Origin of the sequence: Pseudomonas sp. Irchel s3a18 (assembly GCF_900187535.1) — a bacterium.
Lineage (GTDB): Bacteria > Pseudomonadota > Gammaproteobacteria > Pseudomonadales > Pseudomonadaceae > Aquipseudomonas.
On sequence record NZ_FYDV01000007.1, the window covers coordinates 37,325 to 63,516 of the forward strand.

At 61.4% G+C, this 26,192-nt stretch carries 27 protein-coding genes; 3 read left to right on the forward strand and 24 right to left on the reverse strand.

The window, feature by feature from the left end; translation table 11 throughout:
- Positions 1–8: 8 nt before the first annotated feature.
- The 9 genes from ccmI to ccmA form a co-directional block, all read right to left on the reverse strand.
- Entirely contained in the window at positions 9–1,217 is a 1,209-nt protein-coding gene (ccmI, locus tag CKW29_RS11945; RefSeq protein ID WP_095145728.1) for a c-type cytochrome biogenesis protein CcmI, read from the reverse strand.
- Entirely contained in the window at positions 1,214–1,684 is a 471-nt protein-coding gene (locus CKW29_RS11950) for a cytochrome c-type biogenesis protein (RefSeq protein WP_095148559.1), read from the reverse strand. Before CKW29_RS11950 ends, ccmI begins: the two co-directional genes overlap by 4 nt.
- Positions 1,681–2,217 (reverse strand): DsbE family thiol:disulfide interchange protein, encoded by a 537-nt coding sequence (locus CKW29_RS11955; protein ID WP_095148560.1) that lies wholly within the window; start codon positions 2,215–2,217, stop codon positions 1,681–1,683. The genes CKW29_RS11950 and CKW29_RS11955 overlap by 4 nt, the downstream gene beginning before the upstream one ends.
- Positions 2,214–4,202, reverse strand: coding sequence for a heme lyase CcmF/NrfE family subunit (locus CKW29_RS11960; protein ID WP_095148561.1), 1,989 nt, complete (start codon positions 4,200–4,202; stop codon positions 2,214–2,216). The genes CKW29_RS11955 and CKW29_RS11960 overlap by 4 nt, the downstream gene beginning before the upstream one ends.
- A gap of 3 nt (positions 4,203–4,205) precedes the next feature.
- Positions 4,206–4,661: a cytochrome c maturation protein CcmE gene (gene ccmE, locus CKW29_RS11965; RefSeq protein WP_095080103.1), complete on the reverse strand. Its 456-nt coding sequence runs from the start codon at positions 4,659–4,661 to the stop codon at positions 4,206–4,208.
- Positions 4,658–4,834, reverse strand: a complete 177-nt coding sequence (gene ccmD, locus CKW29_RS11970; protein ID WP_095080104.1) for a heme exporter protein CcmD — start codon at positions 4,832–4,834, stop codon at positions 4,658–4,660. Before ccmD ends, ccmE begins: the two co-directional genes overlap by 4 nt.
- Positions 4,831–5,586, reverse strand: coding sequence for a heme ABC transporter permease (locus CKW29_RS11975; protein WP_095148562.1), 756 nt, complete (start codon positions 5,584–5,586; stop codon positions 4,831–4,833). Before CKW29_RS11975 ends, ccmD begins: the two co-directional genes overlap by 4 nt.
- 77 nt (positions 5,587–5,663) lie before the next feature.
- A complete protein-coding gene (gene ccmB, locus CKW29_RS11980; protein ID WP_095145718.1) occupies positions 5,664–6,332 on the reverse strand; it encodes a heme exporter protein CcmB in 669 nt (222 codons plus the stop codon).
- A complete protein-coding gene (ccmA, locus tag CKW29_RS11985; RefSeq protein ID WP_095148563.1) occupies positions 6,329–6,964 on the reverse strand; it encodes a cytochrome c biogenesis heme-transporting ATPase CcmA in 636 nt (211 codons plus the stop codon). The genes ccmB and ccmA overlap by 4 nt, the downstream gene beginning before the upstream one ends.
- 194 nt (positions 6,965–7,158) lie before the next feature.
- Here ccmA and CKW29_RS11990 point away from each other — a divergent pair, with 194 nt between their 5' ends.
- Both CKW29_RS11990 and CKW29_RS11995 read left to right on the forward strand, forming a co-directional pair.
- Entirely contained in the window at positions 7,159–8,724 is a 1,566-nt protein-coding gene (locus tag CKW29_RS11990) for a flagellar hook-length control protein FliK (RefSeq protein WP_095148564.1), read from the forward strand.
- Positions 8,721–9,053, forward strand: a complete 333-nt coding sequence (locus CKW29_RS11995; RefSeq protein ID WP_095148565.1) for an EscU/YscU/HrcU family type III secretion system export apparatus switch protein — start codon at positions 8,721–8,723, stop codon at positions 9,051–9,053. Before CKW29_RS11990 ends, CKW29_RS11995 begins: the two co-directional genes overlap by 4 nt.
- Before the next feature lie 51 nt (positions 9,054–9,104).
- On the opposite strand, the gene CKW29_RS12000 is transcribed toward CKW29_RS11995, so the two are convergent.
- From CKW29_RS12000 to flhA, 14 genes are all read right to left on the reverse strand, one after another.
- The gene (locus CKW29_RS12000; protein ID WP_095145711.1) at positions 9,105–9,500 is read right to left on the reverse strand and encodes a DUF2802 domain-containing protein; all 396 of its coding nucleotides are present in this window, start codon (positions 9,498–9,500) and stop codon (positions 9,105–9,107) included.
- Positions 9,501–9,986: a chemotaxis protein CheW gene (locus CKW29_RS12005; RefSeq protein ID WP_095080123.1), complete on the reverse strand. Its 486-nt coding sequence runs from the start codon at positions 9,984–9,986 to the stop codon at positions 9,501–9,503.
- Positions 9,987–10,071: 85 nt separating this feature from the next.
- Positions 10,072–10,959, reverse strand: coding sequence for a CheW domain-containing protein (locus CKW29_RS12010; protein ID WP_095148566.1), 888 nt, complete (start codon positions 10,957–10,959; stop codon positions 10,072–10,074).
- Between the two features lies 1 nt (position 10,960).
- Positions 10,961–11,749 carry a ParA family protein gene (locus CKW29_RS12015; RefSeq protein ID WP_095148567.1) on the reverse strand — a complete coding sequence of 263 codons (789 nt, stop codon included), beginning with the start codon at positions 11,747–11,749 and terminating at the stop codon, positions 10,961–10,963.
- A 44-nt stretch (positions 11,750–11,793) separates the two neighbouring features.
- Entirely contained in the window at positions 11,794–12,687 is an 894-nt protein-coding gene (gene motD, locus CKW29_RS12020; RefSeq protein WP_095145798.1) for a flagellar motor protein MotD, read from the reverse strand.
- 10 nt (positions 12,688–12,697) lie between these two features.
- Positions 12,698–13,438, reverse strand: coding sequence for a flagellar motor protein (locus tag CKW29_RS12025; protein ID WP_095080127.1), 741 nt, complete (start codon positions 13,436–13,438; stop codon positions 12,698–12,700).
- The gene (locus CKW29_RS12030) at positions 13,438–14,565 is read right to left on the reverse strand and encodes a chemotaxis response regulator protein-glutamate methylesterase (RefSeq protein WP_095148568.1); all 1,128 of its coding nucleotides are present in this window, start codon (positions 14,563–14,565) and stop codon (positions 13,438–13,440) included. The genes CKW29_RS12025 and CKW29_RS12030 overlap by 1 nt, the downstream gene beginning before the upstream one ends.
- Before the next feature lie 49 nt (positions 14,566–14,614).
- Positions 14,615–16,846, reverse strand: coding sequence for a chemotaxis protein CheA (locus tag CKW29_RS12035; RefSeq protein WP_095145703.1), 2,232 nt, complete (start codon positions 16,844–16,846; stop codon positions 14,615–14,617).
- Positions 16,847–16,922: 76 nt separating this feature from the next.
- Positions 16,923–17,711: a protein phosphatase CheZ gene (locus tag CKW29_RS12040; RefSeq protein WP_095145701.1), complete on the reverse strand. Its 789-nt coding sequence runs from the start codon at positions 17,709–17,711 to the stop codon at positions 16,923–16,925.
- 30 nt (positions 17,712–17,741) lie between these two features.
- The gene (locus CKW29_RS12045; protein WP_172736526.1) at positions 17,742–18,113 is read right to left on the reverse strand and encodes a chemotaxis response regulator CheY; all 372 of its coding nucleotides are present in this window, start codon (positions 18,111–18,113) and stop codon (positions 17,742–17,744) included.
- Between the two features lie 166 nt (positions 18,114–18,279).
- The gene (gene fliA, locus CKW29_RS12050) at positions 18,280–19,020 is read right to left on the reverse strand and encodes an RNA polymerase sigma factor FliA (protein WP_007894214.1); all 741 of its coding nucleotides are present in this window, start codon (positions 19,018–19,020) and stop codon (positions 18,280–18,282) included.
- Positions 19,017–19,847: a flagellar synthesis regulator FleN gene (gene fleN, locus CKW29_RS12055; protein WP_027621027.1), complete on the reverse strand. Its 831-nt coding sequence runs from the start codon at positions 19,845–19,847 to the stop codon at positions 19,017–19,019. The genes fliA and fleN overlap by 4 nt, the downstream gene beginning before the upstream one ends.
- A 113-nt stretch (positions 19,848–19,960) precedes the next feature.
- Positions 19,961–21,286 (reverse strand): flagellar biosynthesis protein FlhF, encoded by a 1,326-nt coding sequence (flhF, locus tag CKW29_RS12060; RefSeq protein ID WP_095148569.1) that lies wholly within the window; start codon positions 21,284–21,286, stop codon positions 19,961–19,963.
- A gap of 11 nt (positions 21,287–21,297) precedes the next feature.
- Complete coding sequence (flhA, locus tag CKW29_RS12065) at positions 21,298–23,427, reverse strand: flagellar biosynthesis protein FlhA (protein WP_095145698.1); 2,130 nt, start codon at positions 23,425–23,427, stop codon at positions 21,298–21,300.
- Positions 23,428–23,815: 388 nt separating this feature from the next.
- On the opposite strand from flhA, the gene CKW29_RS12070 reads away from it, so the two are divergent.
- Positions 23,816–24,856: an RHS repeat-associated core domain-containing protein gene (locus CKW29_RS12070; protein WP_095145696.1), complete on the forward strand. Its 1,041-nt coding sequence runs from the start codon at positions 23,816–23,818 to the stop codon at positions 24,854–24,856.
- A gap of 193 nt (positions 24,857–25,049) precedes the next feature.
- On the opposite strand, the gene flhB is transcribed toward CKW29_RS12070, so the two are convergent.
- Positions 25,050–26,189: a flagellar biosynthesis protein FlhB gene (gene flhB, locus CKW29_RS12075; RefSeq protein ID WP_095145694.1), complete on the reverse strand. Its 1,140-nt coding sequence runs from the start codon at positions 26,187–26,189 to the stop codon at positions 25,050–25,052.
- Positions 26,190–26,192 lie beyond the last annotated feature (3 nt).

The following is a 26,192-nucleotide window of genomic DNA, read 5'->3' on the forward strand; positions in this document are numbered from 1 at the left end:
TTTCCTGGTTATTTGTCCGGACTGTCGATGGTCAGTTTTTGCGGCGCGGTGGTGCTGCTGGCCAAAGGCTGGCTGCGACCGATCCATTCGCCGGCAGTCGGTTGACCGGCACGGGACACGCGCGCAACCAGTTGGACTTCAGGAAAGTTGGACAGTTTCAACTGCGGCATCATTGCGTCGGCATCACCCAGCTCAACGGTCACGGGCAGGTCGGCAACGGTCAGGCGCTTGGCTGCCAGGGGGGCCGGCGGGCCGGACGTGGCGCGCGCAAAGATGAACACGCTGTCACCCGGCAGGACCTTGGCCTTCAGGTCAGCCGCCAGGTCGACGGTCACCTTCAACAGCGCCGCGGGCTTGGCCGCGGCGACCGGAGCCTTGGCCACGGCACCGCCGCTCTCCTGCAGTTTTTCGCTCGCCCGTTGAATGCCGCCTTGCAGGGCGCTGCGCGAATTGTCCTCGGCGGGCAGTTGCGCCAGCAGGCGATTCCAGTAGTCGATGGCCTCCTGGTAACGCTCGCCTTCGAAGGCCGCGATGCCCAGCAGGCCGAGGCTGGTGACTTCTTTCGGATCAGCCTTGAGCGCTTCGTCGGTCAACGCCTGGACCTTGTCCGACCACTTCTTGTTGTCGGCAAAGTACTGGGCCTGGGCCCACTGGCCGAGCAACTCGGGCTGACGGCCGGCAATGGCCACGGTGCGTTCGAACATCTTCGCGGCGTCCGCCGGACGGTCCTGGGCCATATAGGTACGCCCCAGGAAGTACAGGCCTTCGGCAGAGTCCGGCTGAGCGGCAACGGCACGCTCCAGGCGCAGGGTCATCTCTTCCATGGTCTGCGGCGCCTGGGCGAACTCGCGGGTCAATTCGACCTTGTCGCTGGCACCAAAATGCAGGTACAACCCCAGCCCCAACACCGGCACCAGGATCGCGGCCAGCAACGGCAGCGGCTTGCCCAGGCGGGAAACCCGACCGGTATCGGCACCTTCGGTGTCGGCCAACAGCTCACGGGCGGCTTCGTCACGACCGGCGCTCATCTGCGTCGCATCGAGCACGCCTTCGGCCTGCTGCGACTGCAACTCGGCCACGCGCTCTTGGTAAAGCGCCACGTTCAGCGCGGTACGATCCTCTTCGCGCTGGGCGCGACGGCCCCGCAGCACCGGGATCAACAGAAAACTCAGGGCAACCAGTAGAAGCAGACCTGCAGCGAGCCAGAAATCAATCATTCTTGGTTTTTATCCAACAGTTGGTCGAGGCGCTTGCGCTCCTCGTCAGTAAGCGTGTCCTTGCCAGCGGCACGCTCGACGCGCCGACGACGGACGATCAGGGCAATCACCACCACACCCCCGAGCAACAGCCCGGCCGGGCCAAACCACAGCAGCGCGGTCTTGCCGGTCAGGGCCGGCTTGTAGCGCACGAAGTCGCCGTAGCGATCGACCATGAAGTCGATGATCTGCTGGTTGTCCTTGCCCTCGCCGAGCATGCGGAAAATCTCTTTGCGCAGGTCAGCGGCAATCGGCGCGTTGGAGTCGGCAATGTCCTGGTTCTGGCACTTGGGGCAACGCAGCTCTTTGGTCAGCTCGCGAAACCGCTCGCGATCGCCTTCCTTGGCGAACTCGTAGGTGTCGATGGCCGCGTGGGCCACACCCGCGATGCTCAAGCCCAGTACGGCGGCAACAATCCAGCGCTTCATGGCTTGGCCTCGTCGACCAGCGCCTGGTACTTGGGCGCCAGTTGCTCACGCCAGACCACTTCGTCGATCACCCCGACGTATTTGTCGCGAATAATGCCCTTGGCGTCGATGAAGAAGGTTTCCGGGGCACCGTAGACACCCAGGTTCAGGCCCAGGGTGCCCTCCTCGTCACGGATGTCCAGCAAGTACGGGTTGTGAAACTCGGCCAGCCACTTCAGGGCATCGGCATTGACGTCCTTGTAGTTGACGCCGTAGATCACTACGCCCTGCTCGGCCAGCTTGTTCAGCACCGGGTGTTCGACCCGGCAGGAAATGCACCAGGTCCCCCAGACGTTGACCAGTGCCGGCTTGCCCAGCAGGTCGGCGCGGGTCAGGGTCTTGTCACCCTGCACCGTGGGCAGGGTGAACTCCGGGAACGGCTTGCCGATCATCGCCGAAGGCAACTCGGCCGGGTTCAGGTACAACCCGCGATAAAGAAACACGGCGACCACCAGGAACAGCGCCAGTGGCAACACCATCAACCAACGTTTCATGCAGTCGCTCCCGTCATGCCCAGTGCTTCACGCACACGGCTTTTCACCTTGACCCGATAACGCCGGTCCATTGCCGCCAGCAAACCGCCAAAACCGGTGAGCAGGCCGCCGAACCAGATCCAGCGCACGAACGGCTTGACGTGCACGCGCACGGCCCAGGCGCCATCGCCCAGGGATTCACCCAGGGCCACATAGATGTCACGGGTGAAACCGGCATCGATCCCGGCCTCGGTCATGACCGAGTTCTGCACGGTATACAGGCGTTTTTCCGGGTGCAGGACACTGACTTCCTTGCCATCGCGGATCACCCGCACGGTGCCCTTGTCGGAGGTGAAGTTCGGGCCTTCGAAGTGCTTGGCCCCTTCGAACACGAAGTGATAACCGGCCAGCTCCATCGACTCGCCCGGGTCCAGGCGCAAATCGCGCTCGGCACTGTTCTGGCTCGACAGCACCACGCCCAGCGCGCACACGGCAATGCCCAAATGCGCAATCTGCATGCCCCAGTAGCTGCGGGTCAGGGTCGGCAGGCCCTTGATCAGGCCCTTGTGACGGGTTTTGTCGAAGATGTCACGCACACCGGCCAGCAACACCCAGGCCGCGAGCATGAAGGTCGCCAGCACCGCCCAGTTGAAATCGCCGTAAGCGATCCCGGCCACCACCGCCAGCGCGGCGCTGCCCAGGAGCACCGGGGTCAGCATGCCCAGCAACCATTTCACCGGGGTGTCTTTCCAGCGCACCAGCACGCCCACCGCCATCACCACCATCAGCAATGCCATCAAGGGAATGAACAGGGCATTGAAGTACGGCGGGCCCACCGACAGCTTGGCGCCGGTCAGGGCGTCCAGCACCAGCGGGTACAGGGTGCCCAGCAGAATCATCGAGGCCGCCACCACCAGCACCAGGTTATTGCCCAGCAGCAGGGTTTCCCGGGACCACAGGTTGAAGCCCACGTGACTCTTGACCACCGGCGCGCGCAAGGCAAACAGCGTCAGTGAACCGCCCACCACGAACAGCAGGAAGATCAGGATGAACACGCCACGCTCAGGGTCCGAGGCGAATGCGTGCACCGACGTCAGGACGCCGGAACGGACCAGGAAGGTGCCCAGCAGGCTCAGGGAAAATGCGGCGATGGCCAGCAACACGGTCCAGCTCTTGAACACACCCCGCTTTTCAGTCACCGCCAGCGAGTGGATCAGCGCAGTACCGACCAGCCATGGCATGAACGAGGCGTTTTCCACCGGGTCCCAGAACCACCAGCCACCCCAGCCGAGTTCGTAGTAGGCCCACCACGAGCCGAGGGTGATGCCGATACCCAGGAAAGCCCAGGCAACAATGGTCCAGGGACGGGACCAGCGGGCCCACGCCGCATCCAGGCGACCGCCCATCAGCGCGGCAATGGCGAAGGCGAAGGCCACCGAGAAGCCGACGTAGCCCATGTAGAGCATCGGCGGGTGAACGATCAGGCCGATGTCTTGCAGCAACGGATTGAGGTCGGCGCCATCCGTCGGCATTTGCGGCAGGATGCGCTCGAAGGGGTTCGAGGTAGCGATCAGGAACAGCAGGAAACCGGTGCTGATCATGCCCATCACCGCCAGTACCCGGGCCAGCATGACCTGCGGCAGTTGCCGGGAGAACACCGACACCGCGAAGGTCCAGCCACCGAGAATCAGCGCCCACAACAACAGGGAACCTTCGTGGGCGCCCCACACGGCGCTGAACTTGTAGTACCAGGGCAAGGCACTGTTGGAGTTGTTGGCCACATAGGCGACCGAGAAGTCATCGGCCATGAAGGCATAGGTCAGGCACCCGAAGGCGAACGCCAGAAAGGTGAACTGCCCCCACGCCGCTGGCTGGGCCAGGCCCATCCACAGGCGATCGCCGCGCCAGGCGCCGAGCAACGGCACAATGGCCTGCACGACGGCAAAGCACAGGGCGAGAATCATCGCCAGGTGGCCAAGCTCGGGCATAAAGAGACCGGAAGTCATGGATCAACCCTCCTTCGCGGGTGTGGGAGCGGATTGACCACTGTCTTTGAGCGCCTTGGTCACTTCGGGCGGCATGTACTTCTCGTCGTGCTTGGCCAACACTTCGTCCGCCACTACCACGCCATCGGCGTTCAGCTTGCCCAGCGCAACGATGCCCTGTCCTTCGCGGAACAGGTCTGGAAGGATGCCGCGGTAGGTGATGGTCACCGACTTGTTGAAGTCAGTCACCACGAACCTCACGTCCAGCGAATCGCCGGAACGTTGCAGGGACCCGGCTTCCACCATGCCGCCCGCGCGGATGCGCGTGTCTTGCGGGGCTTCGCCGTTGGCGATCTGGGTCGGCGTGTAGAACAGGTTGATGTTCTGCTGCAGGGCGCTCAAGGCCAGGCCGACGGCAGCGCCGACACCGACCAGGATCGCGAGAATGATGACAAGACGCTTTTTACGCAGCGGATTCACTGGCTGTTCTCCCGGCGCAGACGACGCGCCTCTTGTTGCAGATAACGCTTGCGGGCCAGGATCGGCGCGGCCACGTTGAGGGCCAGTACCGCCAGGCAGATGCCATAGGCCGACCAGACATAAAGACCGTGATGGCCCATGGCGAGGAAGTCGCCAAATGAAGCGAAACTCATGACGCGGCCTCCAGGCTGTTTTGCACTTCGGCTTTCACCCAGCTGGCACGCGCTTCGCGCTTGAGCACTTCAAGGCGCATGCGCAGCAATAGCACGGCGCCGAAGAAACAGTAGAAGCCCAGCACCGTGAGCAACAACGGCAGCCACATTTCCGCCGGCATCGCCGGTTTTTCGGTAAGGGTGAAGGTGGCGCCCTGGTGCAGGGTGTTCCACCACTCCACCGAGTACTTGATGATCGGGATGTTGATCACGCCGACAATCGCCAGCACCGCGCAGGCCTTGGCCGCGCTGTCGCGATTGCTGATGGCGTTGCCCAAGGCAATGAGACCGAAGTACAGGAACAGCAGGATCAGCATCGACGTCAGCCGGGCATCCCAGACCCACCACGAGCCCCAGGTCGGCTTGCCCCAGATCGCCCCGGTCACCAGCGCCACGGCAGTCATCCAGGCACCGATCGGCGCGGCGCATTGCAGGGCCACGTCCGCCAGTTTCATCTTCCACACCAGTCCCACAATGCCGCAGACCGCCAGCATCACATAGATGGACTGGGCCAGCATGGCGGCCGGCACATGAATGTAGATGATCCGGAAGCTGTTGCCTTGCTGGTAGTCCTGCGGCGCGAAGGCCAGGCCCCAGACGGCACCGATGCCGATCAGCAGCAACGCGGCGATACTCAGCCAGGGCAGCATTCTACCGCTGATGCCGTAAAACCACTTGGGTGAGCCGAGTTTATGAAACCAGGTCCAGTTCATTACTGTTTCCATCACGGTTGTTTTTCGTTGTCACGAAAAGCCAGGGCCTTTACTGATTAAAAAATAACCAGGCCTCATTATTCGCCGACGCTGATCTTCAGGCCAGCGGCTATTGCAAAGGGTGTCAGGGTTATCGCCAGGGCGGCCAGGCTACCCAGCCACAGCAGATAACCGGTTGTCGGCATACCCTGGAGCGCCGCCTGCAAGGCACCACTGCCCAGGATCAACACCGGGATATACAACGGCAAAATCAACAGCGCCAGCAGCAAGCCACCACGCTTGAGACCCACTGTCAGTGCCGCGCCGACCGCACCGAGCAAGCTCAGTACCGGTGTACCCAGCAACAGCGACAAGAGCAAAACCGGCAGACAGGCGGCAGGCAAACCGAGCATCAACGCCAGTAACGGCGCAAGCAATACCAGTGCCAGGCCGGAAAACACCCAGTGTGCCAGTACTTTTGCCAAAACCAGAAGAGGCAGGGGGTGCGACGAAAGGACCCACTGCTCAAGGGATCCGTCCTCGAAATCACTGCGGAAAAGCCCGTCCAGCGAGAGCAAAACCGACAAAAGGGCCGCTACCCAGACCAGGCCCGGTGACAAGGTTTGCAACAATTGTGTCTCAGGTCCGACCGCCAGCGGGAACAATGCAACGACGATGGCGAAGAATACGAGAGGGTTGGCCAGCTCTGCCGGACGACGACACAACAAGCGCGCCTCACGGGCGACCAACAGCGCAAAGACACTCATACGGCCCACCGCCCCAGATCAATGTCGCGGTAACCGGCCGGCATCCGGGTCAGGGTGTGGTGAGTGGTCAAGACCACCATGCCACCCTGCTCGCAGTGTGCGGCCAGGTGTTCTTCCAGCTGGGCGACACCTTGTTTGTCGAGCGCGGTAAACGGCTCGTCGAGAATCCACAGCTTCGGGCTGTCCAGGTACAACCGCGCCAGGGCGACCCGGCGTTGCTGCCCGGCGGACAGGGTGTGGCAGGGAACATCTTCAAAACCACGCAGTCCTACCGCTTCCAGCGCCCGCCAGATGGCCTCATGGGTGGCCGGTCGATGCAAGGCGCACAACCAGCTGAGGTTCTCCTCAGGGGTCAGCAAGTCCTTGATGCCGGCGGCATGGCCGATCCACAGCAGGTTGTGGGCCAGCTCCGTGCGCTGCTGATTGAGTGGCTGGCCATTGAGCAACACCTGGCCGCTGGTGGGCTGCATCAACCCGGCGAGCAGGCGCAGCAGGCTGGTCTTGCCACTGCCGTTGGGGCCGCTGATCTGCAACATGTCACCGCTGCCCAGCTGCAATTCGAGGTGCTCGAAGAGCATTCGCAAGTCTCGCTCGCAGGCGAGCGCTACGGCTTGTAGTCGAGGGATGGTCAAAAGATCGCGGGCCTTTACGGTTCAAGTCGGCAGTGGATCGGCCGTTAAAGTGGTGCAGCATAGAGGCATTGACGGCCTGTTCCAGAGAGCTGGGTCAAACAATTGCGATGTTTTCGCAAGGTCTCCGAAGACGGGCCGCATTATACATGCGATGTCCTACTCTAAAGAGGGCAATTTCGACAGGGTGTGACCTGATGACCGGTGAGATCAACATTCTTCCACTGCCCCCCACCGCGGCGGTTCCGTCGCGCCAGCAGGTCAGTGGCGAGTTGCTCAAGCTGCTCACGCCCATGGACGGTCTGATCGCGGCCGGCAAAAGTGCCGACGCGCAAGTCCTGTCGCTCAAGCAGAACGACCAGACCTTCCAGCTCCTGCTCAAGGTCACGCTCGACAGCGGCCGCCAGACCACGGTGCAGGCCACCAGCAATCTTCCGCTGACCCAGGGTACAAACCTGACCCTCACTCAACCCTCGGCCAGCAACCTGGCAATCACGGTGCAACAGGCCCAGGCCGCGAACATTGCCGCCCTCACCCGCCTGGACACCTCGCAACTGCCGGTCGGCACACTGTTGCAGGGTAAAGTACTGACCCAGCAGGCGTTACCCCAACCCCCGGGGCAACCGGCGGTGTACCGCTCCATGGTGAGCCTGCTCAACACCGCGCTCAGCGGCAGTACCCTGAGTATCGACAGCACGCAACCGCTGCGCATCGGCACCCTGCTCAGCGCCCTGGTCCAGGATTCGCAGACCCTGAGTTTCGTGCCGCTCGCCAACCGCCAGGATCAACTGGCGATTGCCCAACAGCTGATCCACCAGCAACACCGTCAAGGCTCGCTGGAAGGCTTGCTCAAGGCCTTGCAAAACCTGCCCGCCGGCACCCAGCCTGCGCAGGTGCGCGCCACCGTCGAGCAACTGCTGGCAAGCCTGCCCGACGCGCAACAATTGAGCTCCAGCAAAGGGCTGGCGCAGGCGTTGGCCAATAGCGGTCTGTTTCTGGAAAACAAGCTGCTCGCCGGAGCACCTCCCGAGCTGGCTCAAGACCTGAAAGGCAACCTGCTGCGCCTGGTGGCACAGCTGGCACCGGGGTTGCCGGCCAATACCAGTTTCAATGCCGCCATTGCGGCCAACACCTTGGCCCAGGCCCTGCCAAGCTTCGTGCGCAACGCCCTCGGGACCCTGGGCCAGGTCAGTGCCAAACCGCACCCCGGCAGCTTTCCCTTGCCCTCGCGCTTACTGCAGAGCCAGGACGGCGAAGGCGACCTGGAGCACTTGTTGCGCCTGGCGGCAGCTGCCATCTCTCGCCTGCAAAGCCATCAGCTGGCGGGTCTGGAGCAAACCGGCATGACCGAGGAGGGTCGGCTGCAAACCACCTGGCAATTGGAAATCCCCATGCGCAATGGGCAAGACATTATGCCGTTGCAGGTCAAACTCCAGCGTGAAGATCCCCCACCCCGGGAGCACAAGGATCAACCCGCCGAACGCGAAATCCGGCAACCGCTGTGGCGGGTTGACCTGGCCTTCGACCTGGAGCCGCTGGGGCCGCTGCAAGTCCAGGCGCAACTGGTACGCGGCAGCCTGTCCAGCCAGCTCTGGGCCGAGCAGCCCTACACCGCGAGCCTGATCGAACAGCACCTGGGCAGCCTGCGTGCGCAACTGCTGGCCGCTGGGCTGAACGTCGGCGAGCTGGATTGCCACCTCGGCAAACCACCCCAGGGCTCGCAAACCCGTCTCGAACAACGCTGGGTCGACGATACCGCATGAAAAACCCCAACCCGCCCCGCCAGGCCATCGCCCTCAAGTACGACGGCAGCCACGCCCCCACTCTGACCGCCAAGGGTGACGAAGCGCTGGCCGAAGCCATCCTGAAAATCGCCCGCGACTGTGAAGTGCCGATCTATGAAAGCGCCGAACTGGTGAGACTGCTGGCGCGGATGGAATTGGGGGACAGCATTCCGGAGGAGTTGTATCGAACGATTGCCGAGATCATTGCGTTCGCCTGGAAACTCAAGGGCAAGTTTCCCGCCGAGCAGCATTCACAGACAGCGATGGAAGAGAGGGATGTGACTGTTAGGGGCAGTTGTGAGCTTTAAGCTGCAAGCCATAGCACGTTGCTTTCACTTGCAGCTTGCGGCTAGAAACCTCTAGCTGCCCTTATGCATCTTGCGCATCAACTCCGCCTCGGCCTGGGTCAGGCCGCAGGACTGAGTGAGTTCATCGACGCTGGCGCCCATCCCCACCAGCCGCGCCGCCTGGGCGAACGACAGGCTCGTCGGGTCGCGCTGCTCGAGCTGCGCCAGTTTGTCCGGCAAGGGCCCGACCACCGCACGCAACTCATGCAGGTCTTCGCCCATGCGCACGTTACCGTCCTGGTAGTTGTCGACGCGTCTGGCCAGGTCCTTGAGGCGTTGATCGCGCAACGCATCCGCCTTGGCCTGCTCCACCGCCAGCTCGCGCTGCTTGCGGGTGTAGGCCAGACACATCGCCAGGGTGCCGATCCAGAGCAACCCCAGCACAATGACAGCAACCTCGAGAATCAATCAGATACTCTCCAGTTCCGACCACTCTTCTTCGCTCATCATCTTGTCCAGCTCGACCAGGATCAGCAATTCGTTGTTCTTGTTGCACACGCCCTGAATGAACTTGGCCGACTCGTCGTTACCGACATTCGGCGCGGTCTCGATTTCCGACTGACGCAGGTAAACCACTTCAGCCACGCTGTCGACCATGATCCCGACCACTTGCTTGTCGGCCTCGATGATCACGATCCGGGTGTTGTCGCTGACTTCCACCGTCCCCAGGCCGAAGCGCTGGCGAGTGTCGATCACCGTGACCACGTTGCCGCGCAGGTTGATGATGCCCAGCACATAGCTTGGCGCACCCGGAACCGGAGCGATCTCGGTGTAACGCAGGACTTCCTGAACGCGCATCACATTGATGCCGTAGGTTTCATTGTCCAGCTTGAAGGTTACCCATTGCAGGATCGGATCTTCGGAACCCTTTGCAGACGACGCCTTATCATTCATACCCTGACCCCTCGAAAAACCGCCCATGGCGGTGTGTGTTCTGCCTGGCCGCACGGTGCATGCGACCCGCTGTCTGTTATGTCGGTCAATTGACCGGTTTCAAATTGCCCATGTGCCTGGCGCCACCACTGGCGATCAACTCCGCCAGTTCCGAGACGTCCAGCAACGCACACATGTGTTCAATCACGGTGCCTGCCAACCAGGGTCGTTGACCACGGTGGCTGCGCCATTTGATTTCGTTCGGATCCAGGCGCAACGAGCGGCTGACCTGATGCACCGCCAGCCCCCACTCATAACCCTGAACCGAGATCACGTATTGCAGGCCCTGGCGAAAATCGTCGCGATAGCGATCGGGCATGACCCAGCGCGCGGTATCCAGCACCTTCAGGTTGCCGGCCTGGCTCGGCAAAATCCCGAGGAACCACTCCGGCTGCCCGAACAACGGTGTCAGCTCGTGCCCGGCCAGCGGATAGATCGAACCCAGGCACACCAGCGGCACGGCCAGGGTCAAACCGGCGACGTCGAACAGCAGGCATTCGAACGGCTCCGCGGCCCAGCTCGGCCGGCCATCGCCCTTGAGCGGAGGTGGTGTCTGGCTGGGCGGCAAGTGCACTTCAGCCACGGGCTCAACCAGTGCCTGCTGTAAAGGAGCAACCAAAGACACAGGTGCCAGAATCGGTGCAGGGGCTTCCAGTGCAGGGGCCTCCAGCACCGGCACCACGACAGGTTCACTGGTCATCGCCGGGGTGAGCGGCTCGGCCACCACCACGGGGGCCTGCGCGTCACGCGCCTGTTCTTCGAGTACCGCGGCCTGGAACTCGTCCAGCGCGTCTTCAACCTCGATCACCTCGAGGACTTCAATGACCTGGACCACTTCGGGTGCCAGCTCTTCGGTCGCCTCTTGCAGCAACCCATCCAGATAGGACTGCAATGCCAATTGCGGGCGAGATGCGATCTGTACCGGCCGATTCATCTCAAGCCACCTGCGCGACAAGTTGCTGGGCCAGCAAGTGCTTGAGCAACGAACGATAGGCCAGCACGCCACGGCTCTTGCCGTCGAACTGCGAAGGTGTCAGCCCCGCCCGGCTGGCGTCGCGCAGCCGGGTATCGACCGGGATATAGCCTTGCCAGATGTCATCCGGGTACAGGTCGCGCAACACCCTCAAGGTGCCAAGCGAGGCCTGGGTGCGACGGTCGAACAGGGTCGGCACGATGGTAAACGGCAACGCCTGCTTGCGTGAGCGGTTGATCATCGCCAGGGTATTGACCATGCGCTCCAGCCCTTTGACCGCCAAGTGCTCGGTCTGAACCGGGATCACCAGTTGCTGGCTGGCCGCCAAGGCATTGACCATCAGCACACCGAGCAACGGCGGGCTGTCGATCAGTGCGTAATCGAAGTCTTGCCACAGCTGCGCCAGACTCTTGGCGATGACCAGGCCCAGGCCACTCTGCCCCGGCGACTGGCGCTCAAGGGTGGCCAGCGCGGTGCTGGAGGGCAACAGGGAAATGTGTTCATCGCTGGTCGGCAACAGCAACTGCCCGGGCAACCCCTGGGGCACGCTGCCCTTGTGCAAGAACAGGTCGTAGCTGCTGTGCTCCAGGCTATCGGGGTCGTAGCCGAAGTAGCTGGTCATGGAGCCGTGGGGGTCCAGGTCGACCACGACCACACGCTTGCCCGCCTCGGCCAGTAATCCGGCTAAAGCGATGGAGGACGTGGTTTTACCAACACCACCCTTTTGATTGGCAACTGCCCAGACTCTCATTCAGTTCGTTCCTCCCGGTCGTACAGGGGCAACCGAGAAATAGCTCAACGTGTTAAGCCGGGTGACGGAGAATTGACGGCACTCGCGTTGCCCGGCGACTTGACAGGCGTCGGTGCAGTTTGTGTGCCAGCACGCTTCAAGGCGGCGTCCGGTTGCGCATGGGCGGCTCCGGTGGCGGTCAGGCTGCGCCGCACATCGAGATTGCGCGACACCACCAGCACCACCCGACGGTTGCGTGCGCGGCCTTCGGCGGTGGCGTTGTTGGCCACCGGCTGAAACTCACCGTAACCCACCGAGGCCAGCCTCCCAGGGTTGACTCCCTGCATGGCCAGCATGCGCACGATGCTCGCCGAACGGGCCGAGGACAGTTCCCAGTTGGTCGGGTACTGCGCGGTGCGGATCGGTTGATCGTCCGTGAACCCTTCAACGTGAATCGGGTTGTCGAACGGTTTCAGAATCGCCGCGACCTTGTCGATGATACTGAACGCGATATCGCTGGGCATGGCGTCGCCGCTGCCGAACAGCAAGCTGGAGTTCAGTTCGATCTCGACCCACAACTCGTTACCGCGCACGGTCATCTGGTTGGAGCTGATCAAGTCACCAAACGCCGCGCTGATGTCGTCGGCAATGCTCTTGAGCGGGTCGTTGCTGGCCTGGGCGAGCCCCGCGTCGATCTGCTCGGCATCCTTGACCAGCGGCTGGGCTGGGGTCACGGTGCGCGGGCGCTCGTCACCAATGGGGATCGGCTTGAGGGCGCGATCCGAATCGGTGAAGACGCCGATCAAGGCTTCGGAGATCACCTTGTACTTGCCTTCGTTGATCGAAGAGATGGAATACATCACCACGAAAAAGGCGAACAGCAACGTAATGAAGTCAGCATAGGAAACCAGCCAGCGCTCATGGTTGACATGCTCTTCAGTGTGGCGACGACGTGCCATGGTCAATCCCTTAGTCCATGAAGCCCTGAAGCTTCAACTCAATGGAACGAGGGTTTTCACCTTCGGCGATCGACAGCAGGCCTTCGAGCAACATCTCCCGGTACCGGGACTGGCGCAAGGCAATCGCCTTGAGCTTGGCGGCAATCGGCAGCAGCACCAGGTTGGCACTGGCCACCCCGTAGATAGTCGCGACGAACGCCACGGCAATGCCGCTGCCCAGTTGCGACGGATCGGCCAGGTTGCCCATGACATGAATCAGGCCCATCACCGCACCAATGATGCCGATGGTCGGCGCATAGCCGCCCATGCTTTCAAACACCTTGGCCGCTTCGATATCGCGGCTTTCCTGGGTATAGAAATCCACCTCCAGGATGCTGCGGATCGCTTCCGGCTCGACGCCATCGACCAGCAATTGCAGGCCCTTGCGCGAATAGCTGTCCGGTTCGGTGTCCGCCACGCCTTCCAGGCCGAGCAGGCCCTCCTTGCGCGCGGTGAGGCTCCAGTTGACGACACGGTCGATGCCGCCGGCCAGATCGATACGGGGCGGGAACAGGATCCACGCGAGGATCTGCATGGCCCGCTTGAAGGCACTCATCGGCGATTGCAACAACGCCGCGCCAATGGTGCCGCCCAGCACAATCAGCGCCGCCGGGCCGTTGGCCAGGGCCCCCAGGTGCCCACCTTCCAGGTAGTTGCCGCCAATGATGGCGACAAACGCCATGATGATCCCGATGAGGCTTAACACATCCATCAGAGGCACGCCTCGACCAGGTGCTTGCCGATCGCGTCCAGGTCGTAGATCGCGTCCGCCAGGTTGGCTTTGACGATCGCCATCGGCATGCCGTAGATCACGCAGCTGGCTTCATCCTGGGCCCAGATCGAACTGCCGCCCTGCTTGAGCAGGCGCGCACCTTCGCGACCGTCGGCGCCCATACCGGTGAGCACCACCGCCAGAACTTTGTCGCCATAGGACTTGGCCGCCGAGCCGAAGGTGATGTCCACGCACGGCTTGTAGTTCAAACGCTCATCGCCCGGGAGGATTTTCACCGCGCCACGGCCATCGACCATCATTTGTTTGCCGCCCGGTGCGAGCAGGGCCAGGCCCGGACGCAGGATGTCACCGTCCTCGGCTTCCTTGACGCTGATCCGGCACAGCTTGTCCAGACGCTCGGCGAAAGCCTTGGTGAAGGCCGCCGGCATGTGCTGAACCAGCACGATCGGGGCCGGGAAGTGGGCGGGCAACTGCGTCAGCACACGCTGCAAGGCCACGGGCCCGCCAGTGGACGTACCGATGGCCACCAGCTTGTAGGATTTGCGCTTGGGGGCCGGCGACGACGGGCTGGCGACCGCAGCACGGCTCGGCACGGGCAGCGGGGCCGGGCGTACTGACGCGCTGCTGCCGTAGCTGCTGACACTGGCAGGTGCCGGCGCTGTCGGCGCGGCAACCGGTGCCGGAGCACTGTAGCCGCTCATGCGACGGTTGCTGCGTGAAAGGCTGTGAACCTTCTCGCACAACAGTTGCTTGACCTTCTCGGGGTTGCGCGAGATGTCTTCGAAATTCTTCGGCAGGAAATCCACCGCGCCGGCGTCCAGCGCATCGAGGGTCACCCGGGCGCCTTCATGGGTCAGCGAGGAGAACATCAACACCGGGGTCGGACAGCGCTGCATGATGTGCCGCACTGCCGTGATGCCATCCATCATCGGCATCTCGTAGTCCATGGTGATCACGTCCGGCTTGAGGGCCAGGGCCTGATCGATCGCCTCTTTACCGTTGGTGGCCGTCCCGACCACCTGGATATTCGGATCGGCCGAAAGAATTTCCGAGACGCGGCGGCGGAAAAAACCCGAATCATCCACCACCAGGACCTTGACTGCCATAAACACTCCATTAGACGGAGCGAGGCTCAGTCGCCCCGCCCCATCAGAATCAAATACGCCGTGCGGCGTAACGCTTGAGCATGCTCGGAACATCGAGAATCAGGGCAATGCGGCCGTCACCGGTAATGGTGGCGCCGGACATCCCCGGGGTTCCCTGGAGCATTTTGCCCAATGGCTTGATGACCACTTCTTCCTGGCCCACCAGTTGATCGACGACAAAGCCGATTCGCTGGGTGCCCACCGAAAGGATCACCACATGGCCTTCGCGCTGCTCTTCATGAGCGGCGGAACTGACCAGCCAGCGCTTGAGGTAGAACAGTGGCAGCGCCTTGTCGCGCACGATCACCACCTCCTGACCATCGACCACGTTGGTGCGCGACAGGTCGAGGTGGAAGATCTCGTTGACGTTGACCAGCGGGAAGGCGAACGCCTGGTTGCCGAGCATGACCATCAGCGTGGGCATGATCGCCAGGGTCAGCGGGACCTTGATGACGATCTTCGAACCCTGGCCCTTGGTCGAGTAGATGTTGATCGAACCGTTGAGCTGGGAAATCTTGGTTTTCACCACGTCCATGCCCACGCCGCGCCCGGACACATCGGAGATCTCGGTCTTGGTCGAGAACCCCGGGGCAAAAATCAGGTTGTAGCATTCGGTGTCGCTCAGTCGGTCGGCGGCATCCTTGTCCATCACGCCGCGTTTTACCGCGATCGCGCGCAGGACGTTCGGGTCCATGCCTTTGCCGTCATCGGAGATCGACAGCAGGATGTGATCACCCTCCTGCTCGGCCGCCAGCACCACCTTGCCACCACGGGCCTTGCCCGAGGCCTCGCGTTCTTCCGGCGATTCGATACCGTGGTCGACCGCGTTGCGCACCAAGTGGACCAACGGATCGGCCAGCGCCTCGACGAGGTTCTTGTCCAGGTCGGTTTCTTCACCGACCAGTTCCAGGTTGATCTCTTTCTTGAGCTGACGCGCCAGGTCGCGAACCAGGCGCGGGAAGCGCCCGAAGACTTTCTTGATCGGCTGCATCCGGGTCTTCATGACGGCCGTCTGCAAGTCAGCCGTCACCACATCGAGGTTCGACACAGCCTTGGACATGGCTTCGTCGCCACTGTTGAGCCCCAGGCGAACCAGACGGTTACGCACCAGCACCAGTTCGCCGACCATGTTCATGATTTCGTCCAGGCGCGCGGTGTCCACACGGACCGTGGTCTCGGCTTCACTGACCGGCTTCTCGGCAGGCGCTGGCGTTGGTGCACGGGTCGGCGCGGCGACTGGCTTGGACGCTTGAGCCTTGGCGGGCGCTGGCGCTGGCTTGACAACCGGCTGTGCCACAGGCACGGCAACCGGAGCCGCGGGAGTAACCGTAGACCCGGCACTGCCGACGTCTTGGCTGAACTTGCCCTTGCCGTGCAACTCATCGAGCAAGGATTCGAACTCGTGATCGGAGATCAGATCGCTGCCAACAGCCACTGCGGCGGGCACGGCCGCTGCCGGAACAGAGGCAATGGCCGACTCCAGCGCTTCGACGGCAAAGTTGCCCTTGCCGTGCAACTGATCGAGCAGTGCTTCGAATTCGTCATCGGTAATATCGGTGTTCTCGGCCGCTGCGACAGGCGCAACAGGCTCGGCCGGCGCCGCGAGTGCATCGACGGCGAACTGGCCTTTACCGTGCAACTGATCGAGCAACGACTCGAACTCGGCATCGGTTATCTCATCGTTGCCGGCAGCCACCACTGGCGCTGGCGCAACGGGTGCCTCGGCTTGCGCCTTGACGGCGTTCAGCGAGTCGAGCAACTGTTCGAATTCATTGTCGGTAATGTCGCCCGAGTCGCTTTGCGCTTCAGGCTCGGCCACCGCTTCTACCAATGGCGCGACTTCATCGGCCGACTGCGGTTCGGCCAGGCGCGCCAATGCCGCCAGCAGTTGCGGGGTGGCCGCCGTGATCGGCGCCCGCTCACGGACTTCGCCGAACATGCCATTGACGGCGTCCAGCGCTTCGAGAACCACGTCCATCAGCTCTGAGTCGACGCGACGCTCACCCTTGCGCAGGATGTCGAACACGTTCTCGGCGATGTGACAGCATTCCACCAGCTCGTTGAGCTGGAGGAAGCCGGCGCCCCCTTTTACAGTGTGAAAACCGCGAAAAATTGCATTGAGCAAATCCGCATCATCCGGTCGGCTTTCCAGCTCGACCAGTTGCTCGGACAGTTGCTCTAGAATCTCGCCGGCCTCAACCAGGAAATCCTGAAGGATCTCTTCATCGGCGCCGAAGCTCATTAATGGGTGCTCCTAATGGTAAGTCCTGATGACGGTCAATGCCGGACCGGCATTCACCGTCTTCACGACCTGTGACCTAAAAACCAAGACTGGAAAGCAAATCGTCCACATCGTCCTGACCGGACATCACGTCATCACGTTTATCGGCATGAATCTGCGGACCTTCACCCTTAGCCAGATGTTTTTTCGGATCTTTTTCAGCCAGGATCGATTCGCGGTCATGTTCGATGCCCGCAAAGCGGTCGACCTGACTGGCCATCAGCACGAGCTTGAGCAGATTGCTTTCGACTTCCGTGACCAGTTGCGTCACACGCTTGATCACCTGACCGGTGAGGTCCTGGTAATCCTGGGCCAGCAGAATGTCATTGAGGTGGCCTGATACGACCTGGGTCTGCTCGGCGCTGCGCGTCAGGAAACCGTCGACGCGCCGGGCCAGTTCGCGGAACTCTTCGGCCCCGATTTCGCGACGCATGAAGCGCCCCCAGTCCGCGCTCAAGGCCTGGGCATCGGTGCCGAGGGCATTGACCAGCGGTGTGCTGCTCTCGACCAGATCCATGGTGCGGTTGGCAGCGGCCTCGGTCAGCTTGACCACATAGGACAGGCGCTCGGTGGCATCCGTGATCTGCGACACTTCCTCGGCCTGCGGCATGTGCGGGTCGATCTGAAAATTGACGATCGCGCTATGCAGCTCACGGGTCAGCTTGCCGACTTCCTGGTACAGGCCGCGGTCACGGGTCTGGTTGAGCTCATGGATCAGTTGCACGGCGTCGCCGAACTTGCCCTTTTCAAGGCTGTCGACCAATTCGACCGCGTGTTTTTTCAGGGTCGATTCAAAATCGCCCTGTGAAATCTCTCTATGCTCCATAGCTCCCCCGTGGCGCAGTGGCACCACCTATCAACCGATGCGTTCGAAGATTTTCTCGATCTTCTCTTTCAACGCCAGGGCCGTGAACGGCTTGACCACGTAGCCGTTGACGCCGGCCTGAGCCGCTTCGATGATCTGCTCGCGCTTGGCTTCAGCGGTCACCATCAACACCGGCAGGTGCTTGAGTTTTTCGTCGGCGCGCACGTGGCGCAGCAAATCGATGCCGGTCATGCCAGGCATGTTCCAGTCCGTTACCAGAAAGTCGATGCTGCCGCTGTTGAGCACAGGGATGGCCGTTGTGCCGTCGTCTGCCTCGACCGTGTTGGTGAACCCGAGGTCACGCAACAGGTTTTTAATGATCCGCCGCATCGTTGAGAAGTCATCAACGATGAGGATTTTCATGTTCTTGTCCAATTCGACCTCCAAGCAGTCTTAAACGCGCCCAGCACCTGGACACGCCACTCAATCAATCAGGCGTAACACTCAACGACTGTCTGGAGCACAACGGATTGAAGCCTGTGCGGCTGCACGCCACACCGGTCTCGTTCGCAGTGTCCCCACACTGCTGTCAACGCGCTCGCCACTCTCCCAAACGCCCCCGCAAACGGGCCGCGCACTGGCTGTGTAACTGGCTGACCCGCGATTCGCTGACCCCCAGGACCTCACCGATTTCCTTGAGGTTCAGCTCTTCGTCGTAGTACAGCGCCAACACCAGTCGCTCACGCTCCGGCAAATTGGCAATCGCGTCCGCCAGCGCGGCCTGGAAGCGTTCATCTTCCAGGTCACGCGACGGCTCAAGATGAGCACTCGCGCCATCCTCGTGCAGCCCTTCGTGTTCGCCGTCCTGCAGCAGGTCGTCGAAACTGAACAGGCGGCTGCCCAAGGTGTCATTCAAAATCCCGTAATAATCATCGAGACTCAATTGGAGTTCGGCCGCAACCTCGTGATCTTTAGCGTCACGTCCGGTTTTAGCTTCAATTGAGCGAATCGCGTCACTGACCATCCGGGTATTACGGTGGACCGAACGTGGCGCCCAGTCCCCCTTGCGCACTTCATCGAGCATCGCGCCGCGGATACGAATCCCGGCATAGGTCTCGAAACTTGCACCTTTGCTCGCGTCGTATTTGGTCGACACTTCAAGCAACCCGATCATCCCCGCCTGGATCAGGTCTTCCACCTGCACGCTGGCCGGCAGACGCGCCAGCAGGTGATAGGCAATACGTTTTACCAGTGGCGCGTAACGCTCGATCAGCTCGTACTGCGCGTCACGCGCCGACTTCTTGTACAGGTTGTAACCGCTGGCTGTCATAACACCGGACCCGCCGTTTGTTGCACCAGGCGCTCGACGAAAAACTCCAGATGCCCGCGCGGATTGGCGGGCAACGGCCAGGTATCGACTTTCTGCGCGATGGCCCTGAAGGCCAATGCGCACTTGGAGCGGGGGAAGGCTTCGTACACGGCGCGCTGTTTCTGCACGGCCTTGCGCACGCTTTCGTCGTAAGGCACCGCGCCGACATATTGTAAGGCGACATCCAGGAAGCGATCCGTGACCTTGGTCAACTTGGCGAACAGGTTGCGCCCTTCCTGCGGGCTCTGCGCCATATTGGCCAGCACGCGGAAACGGTTCATGCCGTAGTCGCGATTAAGCAGTTTGATCAGTGCGTAGGCATCGGTGATGGAGGTCGGCTCGTCGCACACCACCAGCAGCACTTCCTGGGCGGCGCGCACAAAGCTGACCACCGACTCGCCGATACCGGCAGCGGTGTCGATCACCAGCACATCGAGGTTGTCACCGATGTCGCTGAACGCCTGGATCAGACCGGCGTGCTGGGCCGGGCTCAGGTGCACCATGCTCTGGGTGCCCGAGGCGGCCGGCACGATACGAATGCCGCCCGGCCCCTGCAGCAACACATCGCGCAGTTCGCAACGGCCCTCGATCACGTCGGCCAGCGTGCGCTTGGGGGTGAGCCCCAGCAACACGTCGACGTTCGCCAACCCCAGGTCGGCGTCCAACAACATCACTCGCCTGCCGAGCTCTGCCAGAGCCAGGGACAAGTTCACTGACACGTTAGTCTTACCGACGCCACCCTTGCCGCCGGTCACCGCGATCACCTGTACGGGATGCATGCTGCCCATGTGCTTTCTATACCTTGTCGTCTTAGACGCGGGCTACATGACTGGCTGCGCGTTCAATACTGAACAATGCATGGCAGGCCATCGATGTAGATACAAATCTAGTCATTGTTACCTCAGCCAACCCGCTTGGTCGGACTGTGGTAGATATCAGCGAACATATCAGCCATGGCTTCTTCGCTGGGTTCTTCCTGCATCTGCACACTCACGGCGCGACTGACCAACTGATGGCGGCGCGGCAAATGCAGATCATCCGGGATCCGCGGCCCATCGGTCAGATAGGCCACCGGTAATTCGTGACTGATCGCCAGGCTCAACACTTCGCCCAGGCTCGCCGTTTCATCCAGTTTAGTCAGGATGCACCCCGCCAGGCCACAACGCTTGTAACTGTGGTACGCGGCGGTCAGCACCTGCTTCTGGCTGGTGGTGGCCAGGACCAGGTAATTCTTCGACTTGATCCCGCGACCGGCCAGGCTTTCCAGCTGCATGCGCAACGCCGGATCACTGGCTTGCAGGCCCGCGGTGTCGATCAGCACCACACGCTTGCGCAGCAGTGGATCCAGGGCCTGAGCCAAGGACTGCCCCGGGTCGACATGGGTGACCGAGACATTGAGGATCCGCCCCAGGGTCTTGAGTTGCTCCTGGGCGCCAATGCGGTAGCTGTCCATGCTCACCAGCGCAATGTTCTGCGCTCCGTACTTGAGCACGTAACGCGCAGCCAGCTTGGCCAGGGTGGTGGTCTTGCCCATGCCGGCAGGGCCGACCATGGCAATCACACCGCCCTCTTCCAGCGGCTCGATCTCGGGGGTCACGATCATCCTCGCCAGATGCGCCAACAGCATGCGCCAGGCTTGACGAGGCTCTTCAATGTCCGTGGTCAACGCCAGCAGGTCGCGCGACAGCGGGCCGGACAGGCCGATGCGCTGCAGACGACGCCACAGGTTGGCCTGTTGCGGGCGGCTGCCTTGCAGTTGATTCCAGGCCAGCGAACCCAGCTGCACTTCCAGAAGCTCGCGCAAGCCATTGAGTTCCGAACGCATCGAATCGTAGACCCGCACGTCGACAGTGGCCGCTGCCACCGGTGCTGGCGCAGGGCGTGGCGGCTCGGACAGCGTGGGCTCGATCAGCGGTTCGGCCGCCGTCAGTGGCAGGCCGGCAAACAACTGACGGTTGGTGCTGGTGCTTGCCTCGCCATCGCCGCGCAGGCTGAGTTCGGCCTGGGCGGTGACGATCCGCGTCTGGGTCTTGCGCAGCTCGTCTTCGAGTTCCATGTTCGGCACCCGTGGTGCCAGCGCCGACAGCTTGTAATCCAGGGCAGCCATCAGCTCGACACCACCGGCGATGCGACGGTTGCCAATGATGGCGGCTTCAGCGCCCAGCTCATCACGAACCAGCTTCATGGCCTGACGCATATCGGCGGCGAAAAAACGCTTAACTTGCATAAACCACTACCTCAGCCGTTGGGCCCTACTGTCGCCACGATGGTCACTTGCTTGTTGTCAGGGATTTCCTGGTACGCCAACACATGCAACCCCGGGACTGCCAGGCGGCCGAACCGCGAGAGCATCGCGCGGACCGGACCTGCGACCAACAGAATCACCGGGTGACCTTGCATTTCCTGACGCTGCGCCGCGTCGATCAGTGAGCGCTGCAGCTTCTCGGCCATGCTTGGCTCCAGCAAGACACCCTCATCGGCACCTTGCCCAGCCTTCTGCATACTATTGAGCAATATTTGTTCCAACCTTGGCTCCAGCGTGATCACAGGCAGCTCGGACTCAGTGCCTACAATGCTTTGCACGATAGCGCGGGACAAGCCGACACGCACCGCGGCCACCAAAGCGGCGGTATCTTGACTCTTGGCGGCGTTGTTGGCGATGGCCTCGGCGATGCTGCGAATGTCGCGCACCGGAACCTGTTCAGCCAGCAGTGCCTGCAACACCTTGAGCAATTGCGACAGCGACAGCACGCCCGGCACCAGCTCCTCGGCCAGTTTCGGCGAACTTTTGCCCAACAACTGCATGAGTTGCTGGACTTCTTCGTGACCGATCAGCTCACTGGAGTGCTTGTACAGAATCTGATTGAGGTGCGTCGCCACCACCGTGCTGGCGTCAACCACGGTATAACCCAGCGATTGCGCCTGGGAGCGCTGGCTGACTTCGATCCACACCGCTTCCAGGCCAAAGGCCGGATCTTTGGCGGTAATGCCATTGAGCGTGCCGTAGACCTGGCCCGGGTTGATCGCCAGCTCGCGATCCGGATAAATCTCCGCTTCGGCAAGGATCACCCCCATCAGGGTCAGGCGGTAAGCACTCGGCGCCAGGTCGAGGTTGTCGCGGATGTGCACGGTCGGCATCAGGAAGCCCAGGTCCTGGGAGAGCTTTTTACGCACGCCCTTGATCCGCGCCAGCAACTGCCCACCCTGATTGCGATCCACCAGCGGGATCAGGCGGTAGCCAACCTCCAGGCCAATCATGTCGATCGGGGTCACGTCGTCCCAGCCCAGTTCCTTGGTTTCCATGGCCCGCGCTGGCGATGGCAGCAGTTCCTGCTGGCGCTTGACCTCCTCCAGCGCCTTGACCTTGACGGTGTTCTGTTTCTTCCAGAACAGGTAGGCACCGCCCGCCGCCACTGCCGCCATGCTGAGAAATGCGAAATGCGGCATGCCCGGCACGATACCCATGATCGCCATCAGCGCGGCCGATACGGCCAGGGCCTTGGGCGAGGCAAACATCTGCCGGTTGATCTGCTTGCCCATGTCTTCGGAGCCCGATGCACGGGTCACCATGATCGCCGCGGCAGTGGACAGCAGCAGTGATGGCAATTGCGCCACCAAACCGTCACCGATAGTCAGCAGCGCGTACACCTTGCCCGCATCACCGAAGGTCATGCCGTGCTGGAAGATCCCCACCGCCATGCCACCGATGAGGTTGATGAACAGGATCAACAGGCCAGCGATGGCATCGCCACGGACGAACTTGCTGGCCCCGTCCATCGAGCCGTAGAACTCGGCCTCCTGGGCGACTTCCGTACGGCGGGCCTTGGCCTGGCCCTGATCGATCAGGCCAGCGTTGAGGTCGGCGTCGATGGCCATCTGCTTGCCGGGCATCGCATCGAGGGTGAAGCGCGCGCTCACCTCGGAAATCCGCCCGGCGCCCTTGGTCACCACCACGAAGTTGATGATCATCAGAATCGCGAAGACCACGATACCGACCACGTAGTTACCGCCGATCACCACCTCGCCGAAGGCCTGGATCACCTTGCCGGCGGCGGCGTGACCGTCCTGGCCGTGGAGCATCACCACCCGCGTGGAGGCCACGTTCAACGCCAGGCGCAACAGCGTCGCCACCAGCAGAATCGTGGGGAACACCGCAAAATCCAGCGGCCGCAAGGCGTACACGCAGACCAGCAGTACCACGATCGACAGGGCAATGTTGAAGGTGAAGAACACGTCGAGCAGGAACGGCGGGATCGGCAACATCATCATTGCCAACATGACCAACAGCAACAGCGGCACACCCAGATTGCCTCGACTGAGGTCTGCCATGTTGCTGCGGGCACTGTTGATAAATTGAGAGCGATCCACCGGTATTCCCCGTTCCTTTGAAGCAAACTTTTGACGCCGCAAGCGGGCGCTGGGCGGCTACTGCAAGAAGCCTTCCAACTTTTGCGGAGGTTTGGAATTGAGGGTTTATTGGGGGATTTGGGTTGACTGGACGGGCTTCTTCGCGGGCAAGCCGCGCTCCCACACTGATCTAAGTCGAACGCCGATTTTGCGGCCAGACCCGAGCATTGCCGGAGCCGGGCTTGCCCGCGATGAGGCCGGCACTGCCAGCGAACATCTCGGAAAGTGCGCTGCTGACCAGCCATTCGAACAAACAAACCCAGCAAACCTATCAGTTCTGCTAGTACCCAACCCTTGCAAAGCCGCCAATACTGAACTCCCGCACTTCAGACGTTCGGAGCAACCACCCATGCCATCGCTGCGCGAAACCGTGCTCTGCCATTACCACTACGACCCCCTTGATCGACTGATCAGTCACGCACTGCCAGATATCCCCGAGCGCCAGCGCTTTTACTGCAAAAGCAGGCTGGCCACCGAGATACAGGGGGCGATGCGCTATTCGATCGTCCAGCATGGCGACCAGCTGTTGGGGCAACAGCGAAGTGAGGGTGATGTAACCGATACCACGCTGCTAGCCACTGATCAGCAGCGTTCGGTGTTGCAGACGCTTAAGGCGGATCGTCCACCCCAGCCCATCGCCTATTCGCCCTATGGCCACCGGCCTGTTGAAAGCGGGTTACTCAGCTTGCTCGGCTTTAACGGCGAACGGCCGGATCCGGTGACTGGATGCTATTTGTTGGGGAATGGGTATCGGGCGTTTAATCCGGTTTTGATGAGATTTAATTGCCCGGACAGCATGAGTCCGTTTGGAAAAGGTGGGTTGAATCCGTATGCATACTGCTTAGGAGATCCGACAAACAAGTTTGACCCAAGCGGGAATATTCCAATTACAAATATGATAATTGAGCAACTTACAAAATGGGCTAATCGAGCAAGAAAAAGCATGGCTTATTCGAACTCAAATGCAAAACGCAGGTTACGGTATGTCGCGGATCGCGTGTACTATGATCGCTATAAGCGTGCAGCATTTAATAAGGATTTAAGCATTCTTCGATCTGATGCCAACGCTAACATTATGCCGTCAAACATTAAAGCCTTGGAACGAAAAACATTCCGAGAAGGACCACCGACTGGACAAGACTATAAGCTATTGCTCGAACGAATTGAAATCTTCAAATCCAAACCTTCACGAACCTATGACGCCCGAAAATTAGAGGAAGCCACGAGAGAAAGACTATACGGCAATCACCCAAAAGAACCCGCAACAAGGATATCGGCGGCCCGAGCATACAAAGAAAAAATTGATAACATTAGAGACCCGAAATCAGACGAGTACATGAGCGAGATGGAAATGCTTGAACAAACAATAAGCTCACGAAAACAAACCTGAAAACCGCAGAAGAAAAAAAGAGGACGGCGGACTCAACCGGTCGATGCAGCGTCTCGTTGCATCGACCGGTTGAGCCTGCCACAGATTTATTTACAACATAGCGGAAGCAAAATTACTCGCCCCCACCATGTCGTACAACGCGGCCACAATCGGCAGGTCGTTTTCGCGAATGCAGGTGATTGCTTTGGTTTTATCAGGAGTCCCGCCGCAACTCCGGCGGAATCGGCACCTCATCCTTGAACGGTTCCGGGCGCTTGCCCTTGCCCGCACGGTACTGGCGGATCTGATAGACGTAGGCCAGTACCTGGGCCACCGCCAGGTACAGCCCGCCCGGAATCTCCTGATCCAGTTCGGTGGAGTAGTAGATCGACCGCGCCAACGCCGGTGACTCCAGCAGCAGCACATTGTTGCTCACAGCGATTTCGCGGATTTTCAGGGCCAGGAAGTCGCTGCCCTTGGCGATCAGCATCGGCGCGCCGCCCTTGTCCGGGTCGTACTTGAGGGCCACGGCGTAGTGGGTCGGGTTGGTGATGACCACGTCGGCGTCGGGGATGGCCGCCATCATGCGGCGCTGGGACATTTCGCGCTGCAGTTGGCGAATGCGCTGCTTGACCTCGGGGCGCCCCTCCTGATCCTTGTGCTCGTCGCGGATTTCCTGCTTGGTCATCAACAGCTTCTTGTGGCTCTGGTACAACTGCACCGGCACGTCGACCGCGGCGATCAGGATCAAGCCGCAGGCCATCCACAAAGTGCTCCAGCCCACCAGCTGCACGCTGTGGATGATCGCCTGTTCCAGCGGTTCGTGGGCGATACGCAGCAAGTCGTCGATGTCCGACTTCAGTACCGTCAGCGCCACAAACAGGATCAACAGGAACTTGGCCAGCGCCTTGAGCAACTCGATCACGGCGGTGGAGGAAAACATGCGCTTGAGGCCGTTGGCCGGGTTCATCCGACTGAACTTGGGCGCCAGGCTACTGCCGGCAAACAACCAGCCGCCCAGGGAGATCGGACCGATCAGCGCGGCCAGGAGCAAGGTGATCAGCACTGGCTGTACGGCGATGATCGCAATTTTGCCCGAGTGCAACAGGTATTGGCCCATGGCGCCCGGGCTGAGCAGCACCTCGCGAGGCAGGGAGAAGTTCAGGCGCATGATTTCCAGCAGGTCCAGCGCCAGACCGCCACCATAGATCAGCAGCCCCCCGGCACCGGCCAGCATCACCGCCAGGGTGTTGAGCTCCTTGGAGCGGGCAATCTCACCCTTCTCCCGGGCGTCCTTTTTCTTTTTCTCCGTGGGCTCTTCGGTCTTGTCCTGACCACTCTCGCTCTCGGCCATGGC